Consider the following 23389-nt stretch of genomic DNA (forward strand, 5'->3'; position numbering starts at 1 on the left):
GTTCGGTCTGACCGGGATTGCCGCGACGCCACCGAAGTGGTGGTCGGCCTGGCGGACTTCTCACGTCTGGATGCCCGACAACGGCGGGTGGGCGTCCTGCATGCGACCGCAGGGTGCTCCACGTCGACGTGCTTGGTGTCCACGACGCCGCGCCGTGCTGGGAACTCGCACCCGGCGGGGGAGGTTCGAGCCTGCCTGCCGTTGGCGGTCCGAGCTGTCGGTGACCGCTTGGAGAACGCGAAGCCTCCGATCCGCCGACACGTCATCACCCATGCGGAACTCTACGGGTAGGCGATTGGCCGACTTGGTCTGTCCCCGTCGTGACCATCCGTGCCTACGCTTGCCGAATGACGCGCGGAGCACGGCGGACGAGCCTGGTGCGGACGACCTCACCGGTCCTCGTCGGCCGGGGTGAGGAGCTGCGCGCGATCCTGTCCACGGTCACCAGCAGGTCGACCGTCGTGATCATCGAGGGCGAGGCGGGTGTCGGCAAGACCCGGCTGGTGCACGAGTTGCTCGCCCACCCGAGCCTCGCCGACCGTCACGCGATGGTCGGCCACTGCCACCCGCTGCGCGAGCCGTTCCCGTTCGGCGCGGTCATCGAGGCGTTGCGGTCGCTCGCCGGGCGGCCGAAGCCCGCGCTGAGCCCGGTCGGCGGCGCGCTGCGGCCGCTGCTGCCGGAACTGGACGACGTCCTGCCGCCCTCACTCCCGCCGATCGGTGACCCGCCCGCCGAACGGCACCGGCTGTTGCGCGCGGCCCGTGAGCTGCTGGCCACGGCCGGTCCCGCGCTGCTGGTGGTCGAGGACCTGCACTGGGCCGACGACAGCACGCGCCAGATGTTGCGGTTCGTGATGAGCGACCCGCCGCAGAACCTTTCGGTGGTGGTCACCTACCGGCGCGAGGACCTGGCCGGTGACCTGCCGCTCGGCGCCGCGTACCGGCCGCCCGACCACGTGGCCGGGGTGCTGCTGCGGCTGGAACCGCTCGCGGTGCCGGAGGTCGGGGAGCTGGCCGCCGCGATCCTCGGTGACGCGGTGCCGGCTCGGTTCGCGGCACGGCTGCACGAGCGCACGGCGGGCATCCCGTTCGTGGTGGAGGAGTTGCTCGGCACGCTGCGCACGACGCGGGACGGACTGCTCGACGACGCCCTGTCCGACGACGTCGAGGTGCCGGTGCTGCTGCGGGACGCGATGGCCGACCGGCTCGCCGGCCTGCCGGACACCACACAGCGGCTGGTGCACGCGGCGGCCGTGCTCGCCGCCCCGGCCACCGTCGACACGCTCGCCGAGGTCGCCCGGGTCGCGCCCGACACCGCACCCGGCGCGCTCGGCACGGCCGTCGAGTGCGGTGTGCTGTTCGAGCTGGAGCCCACCCGGTACGGCTTCCGCCACACGCTCGCGCAACAGGCCGTCCGCGACACGCTCACCGGGCCCGCCCGGCAGCTCCTGCACGTCGCCGCGATCACGTCACTGCGCGGGCTCGACCCGCCGCCGCTGGTGCGGCTCGCCGAGCACAGCAGGCTGGCAGGCCGGACCGAGGACTGGCTCCGCTACGGCGAACAGGCCGCGGAGCTGGCCGGACGGGTCGGGGACATCGCGGCGGCGACCAGGATGCTCCAGCGGCTGCTCGCCGAGCCGGACCTGTCCTCCTCGGACGTCGACCGGCTCGCGGTCGCGCTCGGGTCGCTCGCCTACAGCGGGGTCGACCAGCACGACCCGGTCACCACGCTGGGCAGGGTGCTCGCCGACCACCGCCTGTCGGTGGCGGCACGCGGTGAGGTCCGGCTGTTCATCGGGCTGCTGCTGGTGCGGCAACGTGGCGGCATCGAGGCGGCGCGCGAGGAGATCCGCCTGGCCGTCAGCGAGCTGACCGAGCGGCCGGACCTGGCGGCGAAGGGCATCGCGTTGCTGGGCACCCCGTTCATCGGCGGTACCCCGTTCGCCGAGCAGCAGGAGTGGATGGCGGAGGCGGAACGCAGGCTCGCGGTGTGCGAGGACTCGGAGCTGCGGATCTCCTTGCTCGCCAACCTGCTCGGCTCGCGCCTGCACATGGGTGACCCGAGCGTGCGTGCCGACCTGCGTGCGCTGCCGCCGGCGGTCGAGACCATCGGCGAACGGCGCCAGCTCGCCCGCGCCCGCTGCAACCTGGCCGACGCGTGCACGTCGGTCGGTCACTTCCGGCAGGCGCGGGAGTTCCTGAGCACCGGGCTGCGGCTGGCGGCGTCGGCGGGCAGCGCGTTCGTGACCAGCACGGCGCAGTCCACACAGGTGCGGCTGGACTGGTACCTCGGCGCGTGGGACGGGCTCGCCGAGCGCACCACGCAGCTCCTCGACGACTACCGGGAGCTGCTGCCGGTGGCCAGTGAACTGTCGCTGGTACTGGGGCTGCTCGCGGTCGCCAGGGGCGAGTGGACCGCGGCCGAGGCGCACCTGCTGGCGACCGGTGTCGAGGCGCCCGACGACGCGATCGCGCCGATCGCCATCGGCGGGTTCGGCGGGCTGGCCTGGACGTACCTGTCACAGGACGAGACCGGGAAGGCCGTCGCCGCGGTGGAGGACGGCATGCGGGTGCTGCGCCGCAAGGGCGTGTGGTCGTGGGCGGCCGACCTCGCGCCCGTGGCGGTGTCGACCCTGCTCACGGCGGGTCGTCGTGAGGACGCGAGCGGGTTCGTCAAGGAGGTCGCGGACGGTGTGGCGGGCCGTGACGCGCCGCTGGTGCACGCCGCGCTGGAGCTGTGCTGGGGCAGGCTCGCGGAGGCCGACGACCCGGTACGGGCGGTCGGCCACTACCGCGCCGCGCAGGCCGCGTACCGGGAGCTGCCGGCGCCGTACCTGTCCGCGCTCGCGGCGGAGCGGGCGGCGATCGCGGCGGGTGACCACGAGGAGATCGCCGCGCTCGCAGACGTCTTCTCAGACCTCACAGCCACCCGCGACGCCGCCCGGTGCCGCCGCGACGTGCGCGCCCACGGCGCCTCGCCCCGCTCGCGGCGCGGCAGGCGCGGCTACGGCGACCAGCTGTCGCCGCGTGAGCAGGACGTCTCCCGGCTGGTCGCGCAGGGTATGACCAACCGGGAGATCGCCGACGTCCTGTACCTCTCCCCGCGCACGGTGGAGCAGCACGTTACCAAGGCTCTCCGCAAGCTGGGGCACAAGTCCAGGCAGGACCTCACGCAATCAATTCCGCGGACGTTCCGTCCGCGATAGACACGTACCTGTACGGACCGGGCTACGGATTGTTCGCGGCCCGCGCGTTGCCGATGCTCGGTGGGCATCTGATCTCCCCCTGCGAGCACGAACGGAGATTTGTCACGCATGTCCACATCACGAAGGCTGTCCGTGATCTACCTGGGCGTCGCCTCGACCGCCGCGCTGGCGCTGAGCGGCGTCGGCACCGCGCAGGCCGCCGAGGGTTCCATCCTCGGCGCCGGGGCGGTGGGTGCGGTCGAGGGCAGTTACATCGTCGCGCTCGAGGGCACCCCGTCGGCGGCGGCGAGCACCCGGGCGGGTGTGAGCGCCCAGGCCGGTGACCTCGCCGAGCGGTACGGCGGCAAGATCGGGCACGTCTACTCCGCCGCGCTGCGCGGGTTCTCCGTGCGGATGAGCGAGGAACGAGCGAAGCGGCTCGCCGCGGACCCCGCGGTGCGCTACGTCGAGCAGAACGCCGTCGCGCACGCGACCGAGACGTGGGGGCTGGACCGCGTCGACCAGCGAGACCTGCCGCTGGACAACAGCTACACGGCACCGAACGACGGGTCCGGGGTCACCGCGTACGTCGTCGACACCGGAATGGACCTCGACCACCCCGGCTACGGGGGTCGGGCCGGCAGCGGCTGGGACTTCATCGACAACGACGCCGACGCGAGCGACTGCCACGGCCACGGCACGCACGTCGGCGGCACGATCGGCAGCGGCACCTACGGCGTGGCGAAGAACGTGAAGCTGGTGGCCGTGCGAGTGCTGAACTGCAGCGGCAGCGGTTCGTGGGACGCGGTCATCGGCGGCATCGACTGGGTGACCGACCACGCACCGCAGGCCGCGGTGGCCAACATGTCCATCGGCGGCAGCCGCAGCTCCGCGGTGAACGACGCGGTCACCGCCTCGGTCAACGCCGGGGTGGCGTGGGCCGTCGCGGCGGGCAACGAGGGCCAGGACGCGTGCAACGTCAGCCCTGCCGGCGCGTCGGGTGTGCTGACCGTCGCCGCGTCGGACAACCAGGACCGGCGCAGCGTGTGGGCCGGCACCCAGTCGTCGAACTACGGCACCTGCGTCGAGCTGTTCGCGCCGGGCACGGGCATCACGTCCACCACCAACGGCGGCGGCACCGGCCAGATGAGCGGCACGTCGATGGCGAGCCCGCACGTCGCGGGCGCGCTCGCGCTGGCCACGAGCGCCAACCCGACCATCTCGGTGGCCGACGCCAACGCGAAGGTCGTGAGCACGGCCACCACCGGCAAGATCACCGACCTGAAGGGCTCGCCGAACAGCCTGCTGTACGTCAAGGATCTCGGCGGCGGCACCCAACCGGGCAACCCTACGGCGTCGTTCACCGCCGACTGCCCGTCGCTGTCGTGCACCTTCGACGCGTCCGGTTCCACCGACCCGGACGGCACGATCTCCTCGTACGCCTGGGACTTCGGCGACGGCAAGACCGGCACCGGCGTGCGCCCGTCGCACACCTACGCCACGGCGGGCACCTACACCGTGAAGCTGACCGTCACCGACGACGACGGCACGACCGGCACCACGTCCAAGCAGGTGCAGGCAGGCACGCCGAGCGGTGGTGCGCCGAAGGCCGCGTTCTCCGTGCTCTGCCAGTGGGCCGCGTGCTCCTTCAACGGCACCGGTTCGACCGACCCCGACGGCGACATCACCTCGTACGCCTGGAACTTCGGTGACGGGCAGACCGGAACCGGCGCCACCACGACCCACACGTACCCGAACCGTCAGGCGACCTACACCGCCCAGCTCACGGTGACCGACCGCGCGGGCAACAAGAACACCGCCAGCAAACAAATCCAGTGCTGGAGCTTCAGCACACAGGGCTTCTGCTTCAGCCAGTAGGCACGGGCGCTGACCGGCGTTTCCGGGATTCTCGCCGGAAACGCCGGTCAGCGTGCCGGAGCGGGAGACATGACCGGCACGAGCACGCCCACGGCGCTGGACTCGCGTTCGTCCACGACCCGTGCACGTCTACCGGCGGTTGCGGGAGGAGGCGCATCCACGGGCCGCGGATCCAGCGGGCATCCGGTTGGGCAGATCGGTCCGATCGGAGGTCGACTGCCGTGAGGACACCGGTTTCAGCGCTGCGCCGGCACGGAGTGATCCGCTGCACCCGGTCACACGGGTTCAGCTGTGAGCGGCTTCGTAGGCGTCTTGCGAGATCCGGCCGCGGTCGGCCACTTGCCTGCCGGTTCGGCGCGCCCACGCCCGGACAAGAGTCGGGTCGACCGTCTTCGTGGTGTCCGCGGCGGGCTCGGGGTGGTTGCGGACCACGATGCGCTCGCGCGCGGCGTCGCGAATTCGCTGCGGGGTGCGCGTGGAGTCGATCGGGGAAGGGACGGCCAGTTCGACGATGGTGAGGTTGTCCGACTCGACGCCTTCGGCGACTTGGCGTAGGTGGGTGTGGTGGCTGAAGACGACGATCTGCCACCGCCGTGCGAGCCGTGCCATCACCTTGAGCGTTGCGGCGGCTCTGGTGTCGTCGAAGGTCATCAGCACGTCGTCGAGGACGACCGGCAGCGCCGGGAGCCCGCGGGTCCGCCTGGCGTCCTGCAACGACTCGATGCCGGCCAGGCGAAGGGCGAGGAACGCCTGGTCGGCCGTCCCCTCCGACAGTTCGTCCGGTTTCCGGGGTCGGTCATCGGCGCCGACGATGCGCAACGACCGCCCGTTGGCGTCGCTGTGCGTGTGCAGGGCGACGTAACGCCCTCCAGTCAGCTCTTCGAGGATGCGTCCGGCGGTCTCGAGCAGCGGTGACGAGTGCTCCCGTTCGTAGGCTTCCAACTCGTCGCGCAAGACGGTGCGCTGGATCTCAGCCACGAGGTACTCCTCGACCTCGTCTGCCAGCACTGCCAGTCGTTCGTGTGCTTTCGCGTGCAGTTCGGCGGCGCCGGGCCGGGTGATCAGCGTGTGGTGCCGTTGAGAGAACTCGCCGTAGCGGCGGAGTGCTTCGTCGTGCGTCTTATCGGCGTCCTCGTACCGCTGCCGGGCCGTGTCGACGTCGATTCGCAGTTGCTCAGCTACCTCGACGCCACCGCTCAACGCCTCCTCGACGAAGGATGCGCGGCCTACCGCCGCTTCGACCTCGCCCGAAACCCCGCGCTGGCCACGGGCAACGACACCATCGTCTTCCCGTGGCGCGGCGATCGCATCCTCAACACCCTGACGGCTTGGCTGACCCGTGCGGGCGTGCCGGCCGTCCGGGACGGCGTCGCCTTCACCGTGCCCCAGTGCACACCGGCCCAGCTGCGCGCGGTCCTCCAGCAACTAATCCTGGAAGACGACATCCCCGCCGAGGACATCGCCGCCGCCCTGCCCGACACGACGGTGGAGAAGCACGACGTCCATCTCGGCAAGCCACTGCGCACCCGCGGCTACGCCGCCGGGCACTCGACATGGCAGGGGCTCGTTCCGCACTGACCGACCTGGTCGATCGGCTGCCCGAGTACGAAGTCGACGTCGTCACCGGAACCACTTCTGTCCCGGCACCGCTCGTCACCACCCCGAAGGCCTACGCGGTCGTGGACGTCGAAACGACCGGCTTCGCCGGCTCCGTCATGGGGGAGTGGAGCGCACTGGTCAACCCGCAACGCCCACTTGCCGCCTCCGAGACCCGCGGCAACACTGAGGACGACGTGGTGGGCGTTCCCGCGTTCGCCGACATCGCCCCCACCCTTGCCGCTCACTTGGCGGACGCCGTCGTCGTAGCCCACAACGCCTCGTTCGACTTGAACTTCCTGAACGCGGAGTTCGCCCGCACCCACGTCCGGCTCGCGTTGAGCGCGACGCTGTGCACGATGAAGCTCGACCTGCACGTCCACCAGGCAGGTCGTCGCAAACTGCACGACTGCCTCACCGTGATCGGCATACCCACCACTGGTGGCACGGCTCACCGAGCCCTCGCTGACGCCAAGGCCACCGCCGATCTGCTGCGTCACTACCTGACCCACACGCCTCACGATGTGCGGAATCTCGTCATGGGGTCTGAGCGCAGCACCTTGTAGCTGGGAGCTGTTGAACCGGACATGCTCGATGACTTGCTGTTTCTGCTGATCGAGCGCGAGCCGGACACCGGCCCTGGCCGCAGCGGGGATCACGCGTCGGGTTGAGATGTATGACCTGCGCCACGCGCATGCCTCCTGGCTGCTCGCCGGTGGCACCGACATCCAGACCGTCCGTGAACGCCTCGTCCACGCCGGTCTTCGGGCCACCGAGAGGTACCTGCACACTCTTGCCGAGCCCGACGAGGCGGACCTGGCGGCGTTCGAGCGCGTTCGCCACCGTCATACCAGCGTGGCGGATCCCACGGTCAGCCTGACGGTCGGATGATCAGAACGTGGGTCTGGCAAGGAACAGGAACTCGCCCTGGTCCCGTGCCGGTCGACCAGGCGTTGGCGTATCGCGGTGCCGACGAGCCGGGGCGAGGCTCACGGTCAGATGACGGTCCAACGCCGGAGGGCCTGTCGGCGGTGATCGCCGACAGGCCCTCTGAGCTGCACTTCTCTGGTGGACGATACTGGGATTGAACCAGTGACCCCTACCGTGTCAACGTACATCGCCAGCTTCTCTGACCTGCGGAAACACGCCTTCGCCAGGTTGTGTGGGTGCAGTTGACCGCAGCTCCGAGCCGTTGGGTGCGGTTGGGCGCATCCTGTGGCTCCCAATCTGCTCCCACAGCGCTGCTCCCAGGGCGTTGGTCGTACGTAGTGAGTCGGCGGTCGCTCATGCCGCGAGTCGCGCGTTTGGAACGTCCGCTTCTGTCGATAAGCGGATAGCGGGCTGCGTGCGGATGGCGCCACGCGTAGGTTCAGCGGGCTTGGTCGACCTGGGGGAGGCGGAGAGACTCGGTCGACTGCTGGGGGGAGAGGGTGATCGTGTGTCGGATGACGACTTGTCAGCGCTGTGGTGGCGGCAGTGGCTGAGTGCCCTCCGTTGGCCCATGACCTGAAACACGCCTTCAGTGACCGGTGGGTGCGTTTCGACAGCCTGCCTGGGTCCAAGCGCTATCCCGACACCGACGCCGAGTACGACACCGTGCTTCGTCGCTACAACGCGGTCCTGGACGAACTGTTCCACGGACAGGAGGTCTGGATCGTCACGGCCGACTGGTCGGACGCATCCGATGCCCCGGCTCTGTCCGCACAACACGCGCTGTGGAACCCCGGCGCCCGTCACTGGACGTCCGTGCGCACCGACGAGGATGAAACAGACCCGGACTTCAGCACCTATACCCACCTGCACGTCGGCCGCAGGTTTTGGAGAACCGGTCTCGTGGACGACCTGCTCCGCGCAGTGGCCGACGACGCCACCGGCGAGGTCATGATCACCAGCCTGTCCTCCGACCGCGTTCACCACCCGTACGACGGAGGCGCCGACGTACTACTGCCCACGACCGGTGAACGCGACACTTTGAAACGCCGTCACACCGACTGGCTCTCCACCCACCAGCTCGGCCTCTGAGCAGTGCGCTGTCCGCTCGTGCCGCCGAGCGAGTGCGTGCCCCACCCCCAGATGGCGGTCCTGCCTCCGTCCGCAGGTAGCTCGGGCGGGACTTACGATGGCGCTGGTTATGGAGGCGTAACGGCGGGTGCAGTGAGAGTTCGGCAAGGTGGATGCGGCCGTGGACCGGAAGGTGTGAGGCTCGGTGGGGCATGTTCTCGACTCGCCGTCGCCGTTGAGTGCTCGCGCCCAGGCGTTCCTCGCCGAACACGCTGATCGGGTCGCTGTGGACACCGGTCCGGACGACGACCGGTGCCGGGCTGAGATGCGTGCCGTGCTCGGCTACTGCGACGAACAGGCGTTGTCGGCCTTGCGGTGGGTGCAGCAGCGGTACTCGGGGCTAACCTATCTCAGTCCCTTGCGCGGGAAGATCGTGTTCGAGCCCGTGCTCGAGGTCGACACCGGCACCGGTCGCATCGAGTTCTGGTACGCGATCATGGACGAGCGTCCTGACGGCGTGTCCAGTGGCAGCCTGCTGCCGGACGGCACACTGCTGTTCGGCCTGTTCGACGTGGACCTGCCCGCGTTCCCGTCCCTGGACCACTTCATTGAGTGCGACGCCCTGCTGGACTTCGCCAACCGTCAGGAGTTGTTGTCCATCGAGCGACCTGAGCGTGTGACGAGCCATATGGCAGAGCTTCGCCGTCGCCATCCGTTGTTGCGCAGGTTGGAACGGGAGAGCGGCTCCCTCGTGGAGTGGTGGAGCGACGGCGAGCTGCTGGTTTTCCAGAGTTCGCTGGACGCGGAGTTGACGGCACGGGTGCCTGACTTGAACCGTGCCAGGGCCGTGGTGCAGACGTGGCATCTCGTCAGCCCGCTCGCCTGTCCCACCGCCGCACCACCCACAGCGCAGGCGTGAACGTCCTGACATGCCACTGAGCGAGAGCTCGGCGACAGGGGTCGACAACCGCCCCTTGCAAACGTCAGTAGTGTTCACCTTGGGCCTGACCCGTTTTGACGGACATCCGAGATCAGGGGACGCAGGTTCCCGGAGGGATGTCCCATCATGGAGTCCATGGGCGGGAAGAAGCGGCGGCCTCGGCGGTCGTTCACCCCGGAGTTCAAGTCCGAGATCGTGGAGCTGTGCAGGGGTGGTGACAGCTCGGTGGGTCAGGTCGCGAAGGATTTCGACCTGACCGAGACCGCGGTGCGGCAGTGGGTCGTGCAGGCCGAGCGTGAGGCCGGGACCCGGAGCGACGGGTTGACCACCGACGAGCGGTAGGAGCTCGCGAGACTGCGCCGGGAGAACCGCCGCCTGACCGAGGACGTGGAGATCCTCAAGCGCGCCACGGCTTTCTTCGCCAAGGAGATCCGGTGAACGTCTACCCGTTCATCGAGGCGGAGAAGTCACGCGGCGGTAACGTCCAGCGGGCGTGCACGCTGCTGAAGGTCTCCCGGTCCGCCTACTACGCCCACCGCACCGCCACGCCCACCGCCCGAGCACGACAGGACGCCGAGCTGACCGCGCGGGTCGTCGCGATCCACGACGAATCGCGGGGCACCTATGGCGCGCCCAGGGTGCACGCCGAGTGGCGGGCCCGGGGGCATCGGCATTCCCGCAAACGCGTGGCCCGTCTGCTGCGCGAGACCGGACGGGCCGGACGCGCGCCGAAACGGTGGCGCACCACCACCGTCCCCGACCCCACCGCGACCATCCCCGCCGAGCTGATCCGCCGCGACTTCTCCTGCGCGGCAACGGATGTCGACACGCGATGGTGCGGGGACATCACTTACATCCACACCTGGGAGGGGTGGCTCTACCTGGCCACCGTGATCGACATCGCCTCACGCCGGGTGGTCGGCTGGGCCGCCGCCGACCACCTGCGCACCGACCTCGTCGCCGCGGCCCTCGACAATGCCGTGCGCCAACGACGCCCCGAACCCGGCGTGATCTTCCACGCCGACAGGGGCTGCCAATACACCTCCGCCCAGCTCGCCACCCTCGCCGACGACCTGGGCATCCGACTGTCGATCGGCCGCAAGGGCCAGTGCTGGGACAACGCCGTCGCCGAGTCGTTCTTCGCCACGATCAAGACCGAACTGCTCGACCGGCAGCCCTGGCCCACCAGGACCCGGGCGCACAAGGCGATCTTCGAATACATCGAGGGACCCTGTTGCCCAATTCTCATGCGGCATGAGCGAGGTCGAGCCCAGCCACGTAGGAGATTCGGGTCGGCGCGAGTGGTGTTCCGTTCCACCAGGCGTCCAGTCTGATCAGGTTGACGGCGGCAGCGGTGAAGATGTGCGCGAGATGCGTTTTGGCCAGGCTTGTGTAGCGTGAGCGGCGTACTCCGGTGACGGCGACGGCTTGGTGGATGGTGCCCTCGACACCGGCACGGGTGGCGTAGCGTTGCTTCCACTCGGTGGCCTGCTCTGCCCGGACACGTTCGAGCGGAACGTTTTGCTCCTGAGGGCGGACGGTCAGTTGCCTGCCGTAGCGGTGTGAACTGGTGCACTGGTCGCGCACAGGGCAGGGCGCGCAGGTGCCGGTGGCGAACCGGATCCGGATCGCCGGACGCTTGCCGCTGTCGAAGCCTTCGGTCCAGTACTTGCTGGTTGCTCCGGTCGGGCAGGTGGCCTGTCTGCCCGACCAGTCGATCTCGAAGGCTTCCGTGCTGAAGGTCTTGTGTCCGTTGGCCTGTCGAGTGGTGTTCGATCGCACCGGACCGCCAACGGCCACGCCGTGTTCGACCTGGGATTCCCAGTAGCAGTTCGGCGGAGGTGTAGCCAGCGTCGACGAGGTGTTCGGCGGGCAGTAGGTCCTTGTCGCGGAGGCGCTGGTGGATCTGATCGAGGACCACGGCGTCGTTCACGGTGGCGTCGGTGGTCAGGACGTCGGTGATCAGGTGGGGCCGCCCGGTCTGGGCAGTGCCGTCGCAGGTTTCACTGAGGTGAACCTTGTAACCGTCCCACCCCATCCCTCGCTTCATCCCGTATCTGGAATCGGTGTCGTACGGGGAGGTGATCCGGTCTCGACTGGGTGGGAGATCGTCCTTTCCCCGCAAGGACGCAGCCTGTTCGATGCCGTCACCGACACGGTGGTACTGCTGAAGCCATACGGACCGCAGAATCTCCACCGCGGAAATCTCGCGCAGCCATGTCGGTGCGACGGTCGAGAAGACCGCTTCCACTAGCCGGTGACCGTCGTCGCCGATCTGTCGGGCTTGGGCGGCCCGTTCGTCCTCGGCCCGAGGCAGCCGGTAGGCGTCGGTCCGCACTCCGTAGCGCTGCCGCCACACCGGTTCCATCCACCCACCGAGCCACTCCGGTGACGCTGCGGCCAACGCCTCCAGCGCCGCCCGCAGCGTCTCCCCGACGAACTCCAGGCGGTTGAGCGACCGGACCGCGGCCAGCACATGCGTGGAATCGGTCCGCTGTCGACCCTTGCCTACCACCAAGCCCAGCTCCGTCAACCGCCCGATCAGCATGTCGAGGACCGTCTCTTCCAGACCGTGAGCGAGCAGACGGTCACGAAACCCGGTGAGCACCGTGAAGTCGAAGCCCGTATGCGACAACTCCAGCCCCAGCAGGTACTTCCAGTCGATCCGCGACCTGACCGCGTGCGCGGCCTGCCGATCGGTCAGGTTCTCCGCGAACTGCAACACGCTGACCAACGCCAACTGCCCAGGCGAGATTCCCGGCCTGCCCCGGACACCGAACGCCGACCTGAAGACCTCGTCGTCGAACAACAGCCCCAACCGGTCACGGACGTTCATCGCCAAGCATCCCTCCGGAAACGCCGCCCACGCCACCTGGGCGGTCAACTCAGGGACTTCCGACCACGCCCGTGGTTGCAGCGACACCAACAGCTCCACTCGCATGCGGGACACGACCAACATGTTGATCATGCACGACGACGATCACCCCACGATGAGAGCCCCAGAAATTGGGCAACAGGGTCATCGAGGGCTGGTACAACACCCGCCGCCTGCACTCCAGCCTCGGCTACCTCAGCCCCGCCGCCTACGAAGCAACCCTTCACCACCCGGTGGACCGGGTAGCCTGACCACACTCATCGACCCTATCCGTCAAAACGGGTCAACCCCACGCACGCTCAAGTTCTCGGAGAGGGTGTCGAATCGGTGGGACGTGTATTGGCAGCCGCGGTCGGAGTGGGATCACTCCGGCTCGGGGCGTCGTTGCCGCACGGCGTTGTCGAGGGCCTGAGCGGCCAGGTCGGTGCGCAGGTGGCCGGTGGTGGCCCAGTCGACCACCCGACGTAAGGCGAGATGTCGATCACGGTAGCCGGGTAGAGCCACCCTCGCCAAGTGTGGACTTAGGTGATGTCGGATCAGGTCCGGTGGGACGGTCGTGGCGGGGTCGGGGTCGGGGACGGTGGTGGGCCACCGCTTCGCGTAACAGTCGGAGACACGCTTGCGGGAATGTCGCCACCCTCGTGCCAGTCCGGAGTGCACCCTTGGTGCACCTTAGGTGCCGCGCGACTCGTCGTGGATCGCGATCACTCGGGCGGTCAACTCGGCGTCGTGCCGGACGCGGGCGGAGGGGCGGGCGGCGCGGTGCGCGTAGTAGGCGGCTCGGGAGACCTAGTTGAACAGGTCGCGAGCGGTCGCCTCCCGCACGGAGGACACGTCGGTGATGTGTAGCCCGTTTGGTTGAAGTGTTCGTTGGGTGCGGTGCGGCGTGTCCCCTGCGATGCCTTTTTGCGGAGTTCAGGGGTGACGCGCTCATCGATGGCGGGCGCACTGAGCTTGTGCGGAGGAACGATGGCGGCTTCGGGCAGGGGTCTCGACACGGGAACGGGCGTGGAGCCCGCTGCCGGTGGCGGGGGGTCGCTGTCGTTCATGCCGACGCGTGCGGCGGAGTTGTTGGCGGTGCGGGAGTCGTGGCTTCGCCGTAAGGCGGGTCGTCGTGAGGTTCCGTGCACGTTCGTCGGTAAGCATCTTCGGTTCTCGGTCGAGGACCTGTGCGCGATCGTGACCGGAGGGGCGCGTCCCTCTCGTGGTCGGCGGTCCCGGTCAAGACTGTAGCGATCGACGGACACTCGGCTTCGGACGGGCGTGGTGACCACATACGGGTTGCATCTGTCCTTTATGGAGCGTCCATGCCTGCTGCGTCCGCTGGGGAGCGGTTTCGTCGTCGACGAGGAGTGACGGGTATGGCGTGGGTGGAGAAGCACGGTTCGGGTTTCCGGGTGCGGTACCGGTTGCCGGACGGGACGTTGGGGTCGGAGACCGGGTTCACCGAGCGGTCGGTGGCGGTCGGTCGGGCGAGGGACATCGAGTCGGATCAGCGTCGGGGGACGTTCGTGGATCCGTCGGTGGGCGGAATGCCGCTGGGGGAGGGTGCCGACCTGGGCGGACGCGCACGATGTGAGTGCGACAACTTGGGCGAAGTACGACTCGCACCTGCGCAACCACGTGTTGCCGCGGTTCGGTGACGTGCCGTTGAAGGAGATCTCGCGGATCGCGGTGAAGGGGTGGGTCAAGACGCTGCGGCGGTCGTTGGCCGAGCGCACCGTGGGCGATGTCGTAACGCTGTTGTCGATGTTGTTGGGTGAGGCGGTCGACGAGGGGTTGATCGGGGCGAACCCGTGTCGGCGGTTGCGGGTCAACACCGGTGATCATGACGAGCGGCCTCATGCTTCGCCGTGGCAGGTGCGGGCCATGGCGCAGCGGTGTTCACCAGCGGACAGCGTGTTGGGGTCACGGCGGCGTACACAGGGCTGCGGTGGGGCGAGCTGGCCGGGCTGCGGTGGGGCCGGGTGGACCTGGCCCGCGGGGTCATCACGATCGACCCGGACAAGGGTGCCTTGCACGAGGTGGGCGGCCGGTTGGAGCTGGGACCTCCGAAGTCGAAGGCGGGCGTCCGCACCGTGCATCTGCCGCCGTTCCTGGTCGACCTGCTCACCGAGCACCGGACCGGCCGGATGCAGGAACACGTCTTCACTGGTCTGGACGGAGGGCTGCTGCGTCGGTCGAACTTCCGGCGGCGGGTCTGGTTGCCCCTAGTCAACGGCGATTCGACCCGAGGGTGGGCGCCCGTCCACCCTGGTCTGCACCTCCATGACCTACGTCACACGCACAAGACATGGCTCATCGAGGACGGCGTGCCGGAGATCCTCCAGTACAAGCGCCTCGGGCATCGGATGGCCGGAGTCCGGGGCACCTACTCGCATGTGACCCAGGTCATGGTGGACGCGATGCTCGACAGGCTGCAGCGGCGGTGGGGACGTTCGCTGGTCGCTCCCAAGGGTTCGGGAGGGGTGACCACATACGGTGTCGACGATCACACCAAGATCGTTTGCTCCCAATTTGCTCCCACGACAGCAGAACAGCCCGCCGGTGAAGATCACCGACGGGCTGTCTGACCTGCATTTATAGATGGTGGACGATACTGGGATTGAACCAGTGACCCCTACCGTGTCAAGGTAGTGCTCTCCCGCTGAGCTAATCGTCCGAGGCGGAGACGGGAATCGAACCCGTGTACAGGGCTTTGCAGGCCCTTGCCTAAGCCACTCGGCCACTCCGCCGTGATTCCTGAAGGCTAGCACCCAGGAGTCAGGCCTGAGCCCAAGGGGCCCTCTGCCGAGCGGATGACGAGACTCGAACTCGCGACCCTCACCTTGGCAAGGTGATGCGCTACCAACTGCGCTACATCCGCATGCTCCGTGGATTTCGCGGAACCTTCCCTTTTGGGGCTTGTCGTTCCGGTCTTCCCCGGTGCGAGAGGAACTTTATTACATGCACCGCAGCGGGATCAAATCGGGGGTGGCTTGATCCCCTCGCAGGCCCGCTACCTGCGCTTTTACGTCAGATCGTTGGAGATGAGGTGGGTCAGGGCCTCGTCGACGTCGACCCACAGGTGCTCGTTGCCGGGCACCACGACGTCGTAGGTCCGGTCGAGGAAGTCGGCCAGCTCCTGCGCCGAGGCCTCGAACATGGCGTGGCCGGACGGCGAGCTGAGTTCGATCACCACGACCTCGGGGTCGTCGGCGGCCGGGCGGATCCGGACGTCACCGTCACCCGCGTCGGCGATCAGGCCGTCGGCGAGGAGGTCGCGGGCGAACACCCACTCCACCCACCCGGCGCGGCCGGTGCGGAACGCGGCGACTACCGCGTACGGGTCTTTCGTGTCATAGCGAAGCTCCACCTGCACCGGGACGGCCGGGGTCCGCGGCGCCAGCAGGTCGAAAACCGCTGTTGAGCGGAGTGTCACGTGGTCATTGCGCATCGTCGTTACCCTCTTCTCCCTTCCCGGCCAATGGAACGACCGAGTTCTCTACATGTGACGTATATGTGGCGAGGAACGCTCGACTTCAGATGGTTTATCACCCGATCGGGCCCATGCAACTCCACTGGGCGACCACCTCGATGCGTTCCGTGTCCACTGGGGTCAGGCTGCCCCCATCTTGCTGGGTTTGCCCTGACCCCGGTACCGGCTGTTGCGCGAATGTTGGACGCGCGGTCCTCGACCCCTGGCGCAACCCGGCGTGCGACCTCTCCCACGACGGCTTCGGCACCTGGCCGTGGACCGTGGTGCCACCACCGCGCGGTCGACGCGGCCCGCCGCGAGAACGCCCAGCGTAGACGAAGTGCGCCCTTGGCTGACGAGGTTTCCGAGCGCAACGTCACACCTGCTCGGGGTTGGGTTCCAGTGCTCGTCGTGGCGGGTGGTGTGCGTGTCCGATTCGACCCGTTGAACGGATTCCGCGCACAAGCGGAGCAGGTGGAGCGCGCGCTGCGGAGTGCAACCTAGGGAAGTGGGTTGGGCCGTGATGCTGCGCGCGGACGCTGTGGTCGGGCCGGCGGAACCGGTACCGCGAACCTTGTGGCATTGGCCACATTCGACGTCACGGCGGATACTTCAGACGTGCGAATGTCGGCGTACTCCTCGGACGGCCGTCGGTGACAGCTTCGGGAAGTCGCTCCGAACTGGGCCGCGCGGCACCCGTGCAGGCGGCGACCGCACTGGTATCGGGCCAGGTAGGCCCCGTGTGGACCACCGATGAGTGATGATGTGCGCATGAGCACAGAACAGCGCGAAGACACCGACAAGGGCTCCGGTTTCCGCCACCGGTTCCGGCGCAACCCCGCGCTGAACCTGACCTACCGCATCGGTGTCGGCGTGGTCGGCGGCTTGGTGCTGGTCGCGGGCGTGCTGATGATCCCGTACCCGGGGCCGGGCTGGCTCGTCGTCTTCGCCGGCCTGGCGATCCTCGCCACCGAGTTCGAGTGGGCGGGGCGCGTCCTGCGGTTCGCCAAGCGCTACTACGACGCCTGGGTCGCGTGGCTGAAGCGGCAGAACCTCTTGGTGAAGGGGCTCGTGCTGGCGGCCACCGGCCTCGTCGTCGTTGCGACGTGCTGGCTGCTCGGCGCGTTCGCGCTGGTCGGCGGCTGGTTCGGTCTGGAGTGGAGCTGGTTGGACAGCCCGATTTTTGGTTCCCGGGGATGATGTTGTAAGCTATGGCCACACCGCGAGAGCGGGAGTGAGAACCGAATAAGGGCGTTTAGCTCAGCGGGAGAGCGCTTCGTTCACACCGAAGAGGTCACTGGTTCGATCCCAGTATCGCCCACAGTATGTTTTTGCAGGTCAGCGGCTCGTAGACGATCTTCGTCTACGGGCCGTTGATCGTTGCGGGGAGCAATTTGGGAGCGGATGATCTTGACCACCTCCGTATTTGCGAAGGTGGTCATGGGTTCCTGCTCCCCGGTTGCTCCCGGGTTTGCTCCCAGCGGTGGTGGAGTGCGGCGAGCATCGCGTCGATCATCGGCCGGGTGACGTGGGAGTAGACGCCCATGACGCCGTGTGGGGTGTCAAAAGTCGGCCGCATGCTCTGAACTGCGATTATGCTGCTGCAGGTTCGTACTCGTTGATCAGGCCACCGAGGACTGGTCGACGGCGTATTGAGGCGTAGTCCGGCTCTGCGATCGGCCGGTCCGGTTGTGGTGGTGCGAGTTGGAGTGCTCGGTGTGGTCGGCGGTGGTTGTAGTGGGCCGCGTAGCGGTCGAGTACCGCTCGCAGGTGGTGTTCGTTGATGATGAGAAGTCGGTCGGTGGCTTCGCGTCGGACTGTGCCGACGAACCGTTCGGCGTGGGCGTTGGCTCGCGGACACCGTGGTGGGATCTTCACGACCTGGATGCCTGCGTCGGAGAGGACCGCGTCGAACGAGGGGTGAACTGGCCAGCCCGGTCGCGGATGAGGAACCGGAGGTCGTCTGCCCGGTCTCCGAGGTCCATGAGCAGGTTGCGGGCTTGTTACGTGGTCCACGGGCCGTTCGGGTTGGTGGTGGTGCCGAGGATGTGGACGTAGCGGGTGGCGACTTCCATTACGAAGAACACGTACACGCGTTTGAGGGTGACGACGCAGTCGACGTGGAAGAAGTCGCAGGCCAACATCCTCGTGGCCTGGGCGCGGAGGAACCGTCGCCATGACAGGTCGGTGTCACGCCGGGGTGCTGGCGGTATTCGCAGGCGCTTGAGCACGCGGCGAACCGTTGAGGCGGCTACCCGGTGGCCGAGCTTGAGCAGCTCGCCCTGGATCCTGCGGTAGCCCCAGCCGGTGTTCTCCCGAGCCATGCGTTCGATCAACGTCATGAAGGTGTCGTTGACCGGCGGTCGGCCGGTGCGGTTCGGGTGGGTCCACTTCCTCGCGACCAGGCGTCGATGCCAGCGCAGGATGGTTCCCGGTGTCACCAACCGGTGCTCCCACAGCCGTCGGGGGAGTCGGCGAACCAGCGCGGTGAGCACAGCACGATCGTTCCAGTCCAGCCTCGGGCGGGGGTTGGTCCGGCGCAGAACGGCGACCTCGTGCCGCAGCACCAGCAACTCCACGTCCTTGGCCGCGGATGACCGGCCGAGCAGAATCAGCCAGCCGACGAGCCGGACGAAGAGCAGGTAAAGCAGTCGTAACGCCACACCCCACGATCATGCCCTGGTGGTCCAGCGTGCGCGATCGTCGCAGCTCGGCAGCCCAATGCAGACTTCTGACACCCCACAGGCACGTCGGGTTCAACCTGCGCCCCGGCGTCACCATCGAGTCCTTCTCCGGTCACGGCAGGTACTCCAACGACTGGGGCTCCATCAGCATCACCCCCTTCGACTGGAACGATTACCTGCCGCCCGGCGGTTCCGTCCGCTTCGCGTTCGACGGGCTCAACCCCGACTGGCCTGCCGTCAAGATCTCCAACGTCGCCCTCAACGGCGTCCTCTGCACCGCCTGACCACGACACCCGTGTCGCCATCCGCGTAGGCAGCAGCCGCACCAGTTCACTTGGGGACTGCCAGAGGCGGAGTTGATCGATGACGGGTTCTCCGCAGCTCGGGAGCTGCGGAGAACCCGTCGTCCGGCTCATCAAGCACGCTTCACGATCATGCTCCTGCATCACGTGGTGCGCGACCGCCGCCGCCGGCGCGCCTCCAGCGCGGAGTTCTTGCACCCCGCAGAGTCGTGGTCACGTGGATGGTTGAGGTGGGTGCCGTGGCCGTTACCCCGCTGCGCTGCTTCTCCCGGGCCGAGCGCACCGTGGTCGTCGGACAGGGACGGGAACTGGCGTCGTTTCTTTCGACGCCGACGACCGCGGCGCGCGGGTGTGGGAGTGGTGGGCGCGGTCAGTCCTTCTCCACCAGCATCACCAACCAGTCGCCGTGCGCTGCTTCCGGTTCGACGCTGATCTCGACCGGCTGCCCGGGCACGAGGTTGACGGAGTCGTACCCGGTGGAGTTGGTGATGCCGGTGGGCGCGTACTGGTAGTTGCTCTGATCGGCGATGGTCTCGCCGCCGATGAGCACGCGGAGGCGGCCGGGTGAGCCGTTCCACATGATGATGCCGGACAGGGGGCGCCATGGGACGACGACCTTCTGCGGCAGGTTCGGGTTCTTTGGGTCAGCTCGCAGGACGACGTCGGCTTCCTTGCTCAGGTAGTCGTCGAGCATCACCGGTTCCTTTGGTGGTGGCGGCAGGGGGTACTCGGCGACCGGGACGTGCTCGCCGACGGCCAGGCGCAGCCCGATCTCGTCGGGGATCGGTTCGAGCGGCGGTTCCGGTGAGCCGTCGTACCGCACGCCGGTCTGCTGCCCGAGCACCGTCATCCCCACCGAGGCCTGCTGACCGACGCGCAGGCTCTCGGTCATCTTCTGGTTGCCGATTCCCTTCTCGTTGGGCCCGCAGTCCAGCTGCTCCACCTCGTTCCCGTTGACGGTGAGCGATACCTTGAGCGTTCGCGTGTCGTTCAAGTCGTGCTTGTCCCCGATGGCACAGCTGAAGATCAACTCTAGGCCTTCGAGATCGTCGGGCGTGAACCTGAGCGTGAGCGGGTCCGGCGTGTGGCCCCCGGTCTGGGCGATGACGCGCGAGCTCAACAAGTACTCCGGGAACGGGTCCGGCGCGGCGGGTCGTGAGTCGAGCAGCGCCGGCCTCGTCACCAGGGTGCCGCACACCAGCGCGAGCACGGCACACGCGACGACGATGGACGCCCGGCGCCGCCGTGCTCTGCGGACTCTGGTGCGGAGCACGTCCATGCGGACGGTGTGGGGGATCTCGGGCGGGTCGGCGTACTGGCGGAAGACCTCGCTCAGGTCGTGCGGCGTCACCTGTGCACCCCTGTCCCGTCGAACTGCCCGTCGAAGCCCTCGCCGAACTCCCCGCCGAAGGACGGGTCCGTCCGCAGCCTGGCGAGTGCCTTGCTCGTCTGGCTCTTGACCGTGCCGACCGAGACGCCGAGCACCTGCGCCACCTGCGCCTCGGTCATGTCCTCGTAGAAGCGCAGCACCAGCACCGTCCGCTGGCGGCGCGGCAGCGTTCCGAGAACCCGCCACAGCCGGACGCGTTCGTCGACGGCCGCCTGCGGGGGCAGGCCGACCCGCTCCGGCAGCACGTCCGTCGGTTCCTCGCCGTGCCAGCGCCGCCGCCACCACGTGGCGTAGGTGTTGACGATGATCCGGCGCACGTACGGCTCCGGGTCGCCCTTCACCCGCCGCCACGCCAGCCACGCCTTCGTCAACGCGGCCTGCACCAGGTCCTCGGCGTGCCCGGCGTCGCGGGTCAACAGGTACGCGGTGCGCAACAGGCGTGGCGACACCCCGGCCACGAACTCCTCGAACCCCTCGGGTACTTCCACCGCGCCCCCATTCGGCCAACTGCCCCGACTGGTAGTACCAGTCGGGGCGGCCGAATGGTTGCCCGCACGTCACCGGCGGGTCAGCGGGCGATCGAGATGGCGATGGGCGCGGACCCGCTGGACCGGATCACGTGCGGCACGACGGGATCGCAGCTTTGGTGGGTGGTGGCGGCCACCCACCTCCGGTCCGGGGGTGGTCAGGCAGCGGCGGCGGTGCAGGTGGGTGCTGCGGCTGGGGCTGCCATCGCCGTGGTCGTCACGGGCGGGCCGGCGTTGGCCGGGCGGGTGCCGGAGCAGTAGTGGGACGACACCTCGCCGTCGGTGGAGTCGCCGAACGCGAACACCAGGTACGACTGGCCGACGTAGAGCGAGAGCCCGCACATCGACCCGGCGTAGTGGGTCGTTACGGTCACGGTCGCCGGCACGTCGCCCTTGTACTCCTGGTCGACCTGCACGGTGTACGCGCGCAGGTCGTCCCAGACGTAGTTGGGCTTGCCGCGCTCCAGGACGGTGGACGCGGACACGTGGCCGCTGAACACGTGATCGGCCCGTGCGTAGCGCTGTGGTTCGGTGTCATAGGGCAGACAGCTGCACGCACTGGCAGTACCGGTGAGCACGGCGGCGGACAGGACGGCCGTCAGCGCCACGGCACCGGTGGCGTGAGCGAGAAAACGCAAGCGCGCCAATGAAAGCTCCCCTGGTCGGGTGAACGGCGGCGGTGCTCTTCCAGGGTATCGGCCGACGCTCCGGCAGCCATTCGCCCAGTTGGCACTTCGCCGAGTCGGGTGCCGCGCATCGGCGCCACCACCAACCTGTACCGCTCGACAGCGTTGTCGCTGGTAGCGCGAGTGTCAGCGTGTTGAGAGCATGCCTGGGTGATGGTGCCCCTAGTGTCCTCCGCCGGAAATCCGCCTACAAAATCGGGCGATTGACTCCTGTCGGGTGTCAATAGTCGGCCAGAGGGCCTGACCTGCGGTTAGGCGGTGTCCTGTAAGCCGGTGATCAGGGCGTCTGGTAGGTCTGGTGCATGGTGGGCCGTGGTGAACTGACCGATCGGGCGTGGGCGGCGATCGAGCCGCTGTTACCGGTGTCCGGGCGTGGCCGCAGGTGGCGCGATCACCGTCAGGTGATCAACGCGATCCTGTGGAAGCTGCGTACCGGCGCACCATGGCGCGACCTGCCCGAACGCTACGGGCCCTGGAAGACCGCCCACGAACGGCTGCGGACCTGGACCGCGGACGGCACCTGGCAGCGCATCCTCGATCGGGTGATCGTCAAGGACGACTCCGTCGGCGAGCTGGAGTGGATCGTCAGCGTCGACTCCAGTGTCGTCCGGGCCCACCAGCACGCCGCCGGGGCCCGGAAAAAGGGGGATGCGCCGCCCGGGTCGGGGCCCTCGCCGTCGACGGGGAAGGCCTCGGCCGGTCCCGGGGCGGACTGACCACCAAGATCCACCTCGCGGTCGACGGACGCGGCCTGCCGATGCGCATCCTGATCACACCCGGCCAGGCCGGGGACAACCCGCAACTGCTGCCGCTGCTGGACGGCATCCGCGTCGCCCGCGTCGGGCCGGGACACCCCCGCGTCCGACCCGACGCGGTCATCGCGGACAAGGCCTACTCGCACAAGTCGACCAGACAGGCACTACGAACCCGCCGCATCGCGTTCACCTGCCCGGAACGCACCGACCAGATCGCCCACCGCGCGGCCCTGGGCTCACGCGGCGGGCGGCCACCGGCCTTCGACACCGAACGCTACAAGCAGCGCAACGTGGTCGAACGCTGCTTCAACCGGCTCAAGCAGTTCCGCGGCCTGGCCACCCGCTACGCCAAACGCGCCGCCTACTACCAAGCCGAACTCACCATCGCCGCCATCATCCTCTGGCTGCGATAACGAATTACAGGACACGACCTAGATAAACCAGCCCGGTCACGCCATCGTGCACAGTGACCTGCCAGAGTTCTGGCCTGCTGGAGTCCCGACGAGCCCCACTCGGGCAAAGACTGGCGGCTGTCGGGAACCGGAGCGCCACGATGCCGCGCGCCAGTTCCATCATGTGCGCTACTTCTTCGGCCGATCGTCGCTCAGGCTCGGCCGCGCGCTTTCTCCCGCGCGTTGCGCGCCAGCGCTTACCCAAGGCACGCAACGCGGACTTCACCCCGTCGTAGACGGCGTTTCCGATCACCCCCGAGACGGCTGCAAGAGAGATCCACTGAACGACGTCGTTGGGGGCGGCGGTCGGAACGGGCTCGGGTTCCGGTTCAGGACCGCGTGGCCGCCCTGGAGTCCTCTCGTGCGGCCACCGCCATCGGAGATCCTCGAGTACGAGGACCAGTTCATCGAGGCGTTCGCCCTGCTCGCAGGCATTGAGGTAGCACCGAAGCTGATCTCGATCAAACCGATGAAGAAGCCGACTGTCGCGTAGGAGCGAGTGGAGGCGAACCGGAGGTCGCGGATCGACATGTGGGCAGTCTGGCCTCCCAGTGCCACACCAACGGGCGATCTCGCGCAACGACCGTTCACCTCGAAGATGCCTCAGGTAGGCGCTGAACTGCTGCATGTTCGTGATGTCCCAGAAGTCCGCCAGGTGCTG

At 68.2% G+C, this 23389-nt stretch carries 22 protein-coding genes, 4 tRNA genes and 2 pseudogenes; 16 read left to right on the forward strand and 12 right to left on the reverse strand.

The window, feature by feature from the left end:
* Positions 1-347 precede the first annotated feature (347 nt).
* The gene (locus tag LZG04_RS15500; RefSeq protein WP_233817477.1) at positions 348-3206 is read left to right on the forward strand and encodes an AAA family ATPase; all 2859 of its coding nucleotides are present in this window, start codon (positions 348-350) and stop codon (positions 3204-3206) included.
* Between the two features lie 108 nt (positions 3207-3314).
* Entirely contained in the window at positions 3315-5063 is a 1749-nt protein-coding gene (locus tag LZG04_RS15505) for a PKD domain-containing protein (protein WP_233817479.1), read from the forward strand.
* 285 nt (positions 5064-5348) lie between these two features.
* On the opposite strand, the gene LZG04_RS15510 is transcribed toward LZG04_RS15505, so the two are convergent.
* The gene (locus LZG04_RS15510) at positions 5349-6041 is read right to left on the reverse strand and encodes a hypothetical protein (RefSeq protein WP_233817481.1); all 693 of its coding nucleotides are present in this window, start codon (positions 6039-6041) and stop codon (positions 5349-5351) included.
* A 54-nt stretch (positions 6042-6095) separates the two neighbouring features.
* Here LZG04_RS15510 and LZG04_RS15515 point away from each other — a divergent pair, with 54 nt between their 5' ends.
* From LZG04_RS15515 to LZG04_RS15545, 7 genes are all read left to right on the forward strand, one after another.
* The gene (locus LZG04_RS15515) at positions 6096-6641 is read left to right on the forward strand and encodes a hypothetical protein (RefSeq protein WP_233817484.1); all 546 of its coding nucleotides are present in this window, start codon (positions 6096-6098) and stop codon (positions 6639-6641) included.
* A complete protein-coding gene (locus tag LZG04_RS15520; protein ID WP_233817486.1) occupies positions 6617-7225 on the forward strand; it encodes a PolC-type DNA polymerase III in 609 nt (202 codons plus the stop codon). The genes LZG04_RS15515 and LZG04_RS15520 overlap by 25 nt, the downstream gene beginning before the upstream one ends.
* 73 nt (positions 7226-7298) lie before the next feature.
* Positions 7299-7550 carry a tyrosine-type recombinase/integrase gene (locus LZG04_RS15525; protein WP_267936549.1) on the forward strand — a complete coding sequence of 84 codons (252 nt, stop codon included), beginning with the start codon at positions 7299-7301 and terminating at the stop codon, positions 7548-7550.
* A 642-nt stretch (positions 7551-8192) separates the two neighbouring features.
* Positions 8193-8681, forward strand: a complete 489-nt coding sequence (locus LZG04_RS15530; protein ID WP_233817490.1) for a hypothetical protein — start codon at positions 8193-8195, stop codon at positions 8679-8681.
* 184 nt (positions 8682-8865) lie between these two features.
* A complete protein-coding gene (locus LZG04_RS15535; protein WP_233817492.1) occupies positions 8866-9579 on the forward strand; it encodes a hypothetical protein in 714 nt (237 codons plus the stop codon).
* A gap of 156 nt (positions 9580-9735) precedes the next feature.
* Positions 9736-9942: a transposase gene (locus LZG04_RS15540; RefSeq protein ID WP_233817494.1), complete on the forward strand. Its 207-nt coding sequence runs from the start codon at positions 9736-9738 to the stop codon at positions 9940-9942.
* A 92-nt stretch (positions 9943-10034) separates the two neighbouring features.
* Complete coding sequence (locus LZG04_RS15545; RefSeq protein WP_233817496.1) at positions 10035-10934, forward strand: IS3 family transposase; 900 nt, start codon at positions 10035-10037, stop codon at positions 10932-10934.
* On the opposite strand, the gene LZG04_RS15550 is transcribed toward LZG04_RS15545, so the two are convergent.
* Positions 10846-11382, reverse strand: a complete 537-nt coding sequence (locus LZG04_RS15550; protein WP_233817498.1) for a transposase — start codon at positions 11380-11382, stop codon at positions 10846-10848. The two genes, LZG04_RS15545 and LZG04_RS15550, sit on opposite strands and share 89 nt — an antisense overlap.
* Before the next feature lie 118 nt (positions 11383-11500).
* Here LZG04_RS15550 and LZG04_RS15555 point away from each other — a divergent pair, with 118 nt between their 5' ends.
* On the forward strand, positions 11501-11854 hold the full coding sequence (locus tag LZG04_RS15555) for a hypothetical protein (protein ID WP_233817500.1): 354 nt from the start codon (positions 11501-11503) through the stop codon (positions 11852-11854).
* A 366-nt stretch (positions 11855-12220) separates the two neighbouring features.
* On the opposite strand, the pseudogene LZG04_RS42540 reads toward LZG04_RS15555, so the two are convergent.
* Positions 12221-12568: pseudogene (locus LZG04_RS42540) on the reverse strand (transposase); the annotation flags it as partial.
* 1482 nt (positions 12569-14050) lie between these two features.
* On the opposite strand from LZG04_RS42540, the pseudogene LZG04_RS43030 reads away from it, so the two are divergent.
* Positions 14051-14161 (forward strand): annotated as a pseudogene (locus tag LZG04_RS43030) (hypothetical protein); the annotation flags it as partial.
* Between the two features lie 194 nt (positions 14162-14355).
* A complete protein-coding gene (locus LZG04_RS15565) occupies positions 14356-15048 on the forward strand; it encodes a site-specific integrase (protein ID WP_308199107.1) in 693 nt (230 codons plus the stop codon).
* Positions 15049-15062: 14 nt separating this feature from the next.
* Here the strand turns inward: LZG04_RS15565 and LZG04_RS15570 are convergent.
* The 4 genes from LZG04_RS15570 to LZG04_RS15585 all read right to left on the reverse strand — a co-directional run bounded on the left by LZG04_RS15570 (position 15063) and on the right by LZG04_RS15585 (position 15911).
* A tRNA-Val gene (locus LZG04_RS15570) sits at positions 15063-15137 on the reverse strand.
* Position 15138: 1 nt separating this feature from the next.
* A tRNA-Cys gene (locus tag LZG04_RS15575) sits at positions 15139-15210 on the reverse strand.
* A 58-nt stretch (positions 15211-15268) separates the two neighbouring features.
* Positions 15269-15341 (reverse strand) — tRNA-Gly (locus tag LZG04_RS15580).
* A gap of 144 nt (positions 15342-15485) precedes the next feature.
* Positions 15486-15911 (reverse strand): SsgA family sporulation/cell division regulator, encoded by a 426-nt coding sequence (locus LZG04_RS15585; RefSeq protein ID WP_073893954.1) that lies wholly within the window; start codon positions 15909-15911, stop codon positions 15486-15488.
* 792 nt (positions 15912-16703) lie between these two features.
* On the opposite strand from LZG04_RS15585, the gene LZG04_RS15590 reads away from it, so the two are divergent.
* A complete protein-coding gene (locus LZG04_RS15590) occupies positions 16704-17132 on the forward strand; it encodes a TIGR02611 family protein (RefSeq protein WP_233817504.1) in 429 nt (142 codons plus the stop codon).
* Positions 17133-17181: 49 nt separating this feature from the next.
* A tRNA-Val gene (locus LZG04_RS15595) sits at positions 17182-17253 on the forward strand.
* 272 nt (positions 17254-17525) lie between these two features.
* Here LZG04_RS15595 and LZG04_RS15600 read toward each other — a convergent pair.
* Positions 17526-17948, reverse strand: coding sequence for an integrase core domain-containing protein (locus LZG04_RS15600; protein ID WP_233817506.1), 423 nt, complete (start codon positions 17946-17948; stop codon positions 17526-17528).
* Positions 17936-18595, reverse strand: a complete 660-nt coding sequence (locus LZG04_RS42545) for a hypothetical protein (RefSeq protein ID WP_233817508.1) — start codon at positions 18593-18595, stop codon at positions 17936-17938. Before LZG04_RS42545 ends, LZG04_RS15600 begins: the two co-directional genes overlap by 13 nt.
* Before the next feature lie 11 nt (positions 18596-18606).
* Between LZG04_RS42545 and LZG04_RS15610 the strand changes: the two genes are divergently transcribed.
* The gene (locus LZG04_RS15610; protein WP_233817510.1) at positions 18607-18900 is read left to right on the forward strand and encodes a hypothetical protein; all 294 of its coding nucleotides are present in this window, start codon (positions 18607-18609) and stop codon (positions 18898-18900) included.
* Between the two features lie 388 nt (positions 18901-19288).
* On the opposite strand, the gene LZG04_RS15615 is transcribed toward LZG04_RS15610, so the two are convergent.
* The 3 genes from LZG04_RS15615 to LZG04_RS15625 form a co-directional block, all read right to left on the reverse strand.
* On the reverse strand, positions 19289-20128 hold the full coding sequence (locus LZG04_RS15615; protein ID WP_233817512.1) for a hypothetical protein: 840 nt from the start codon (positions 20126-20128) through the stop codon (positions 19289-19291).
* 137 nt (positions 20129-20265) lie between these two features.
* Positions 20266-20796, reverse strand: coding sequence for a SigE family RNA polymerase sigma factor (locus LZG04_RS15620; RefSeq protein WP_233817514.1), 531 nt, complete (start codon positions 20794-20796; stop codon positions 20266-20268).
* A gap of 197 nt (positions 20797-20993) precedes the next feature.
* On the reverse strand, positions 20994-21473 hold the full coding sequence (locus LZG04_RS15625; RefSeq protein WP_233817515.1) for a hypothetical protein: 480 nt from the start codon (positions 21471-21473) through the stop codon (positions 20994-20996).
* 353 nt (positions 21474-21826) lie between these two features.
* Between LZG04_RS15625 and LZG04_RS15630 the strand changes: the two genes are divergently transcribed.
* Positions 21827-22689, forward strand: a protein-coding gene (locus tag LZG04_RS15630) for an IS5 family transposase (RefSeq protein ID WP_374202827.1) whose coding sequence is annotated in 2 segments (ribosomal slippage) — positions 21827-22166 and positions 22166-22689 — 864 coding nt in all. Because the reading frame shifts where the segments join, the coding sequence is not laid out codon by codon here.
* The last annotated feature ends 700 nt before the right edge of the window (positions 22690-23389 follow it).

The sequence above is a fragment of the Saccharothrix sp. S26 genome, from assembly GCF_021390395.1.
Taxonomy (GTDB): domain Bacteria; phylum Actinomycetota; class Actinomycetes; order Mycobacteriales; family Pseudonocardiaceae; genus Actinosynnema.

Coding starts and splice junctions, on each gene's coding strand:
- LZG04_RS15500 (WP_233817477.1), top strand. CDS start 348: ATGACGCGCGGAGCACGGCGGACGAGCCTGGTGCGGACGACCTCACCG.
- LZG04_RS15540 (WP_233817494.1), top strand. CDS start 9,736: ATGGGCGGGAAGAAGCGGCGGCCTCGGCGGTCGTTCACCCCGGAGTTC.
- LZG04_RS15520 (WP_233817486.1), top strand. CDS start 6,617: ATGGCAGGGGCTCGTTCCGCACTGACCGACCTGGTCGATCGGCTGCCC.
- LZG04_RS15505 (WP_233817479.1), top strand. CDS start 3,315: ATGTCCACATCACGAAGGCTGTCCGTGATCTACCTGGGCGTCGCCTCG.
- LZG04_RS15585 (WP_073893954.1), bottom strand. CDS start 15,911: ATGCGCAATGACCACGTGACACTCCGCTCAACAGCGGTTTTCGACCTG.
- LZG04_RS15590 (WP_233817504.1), top strand. CDS start 16,704: ATGAGCACAGAACAGCGCGAAGACACCGACAAGGGCTCCGGTTTCCGC.
- LZG04_RS15610 (WP_233817510.1), top strand. CDS start 18,607: ATGCCCTGGTGGTCCAGCGTGCGCGATCGTCGCAGCTCGGCAGCCCAA.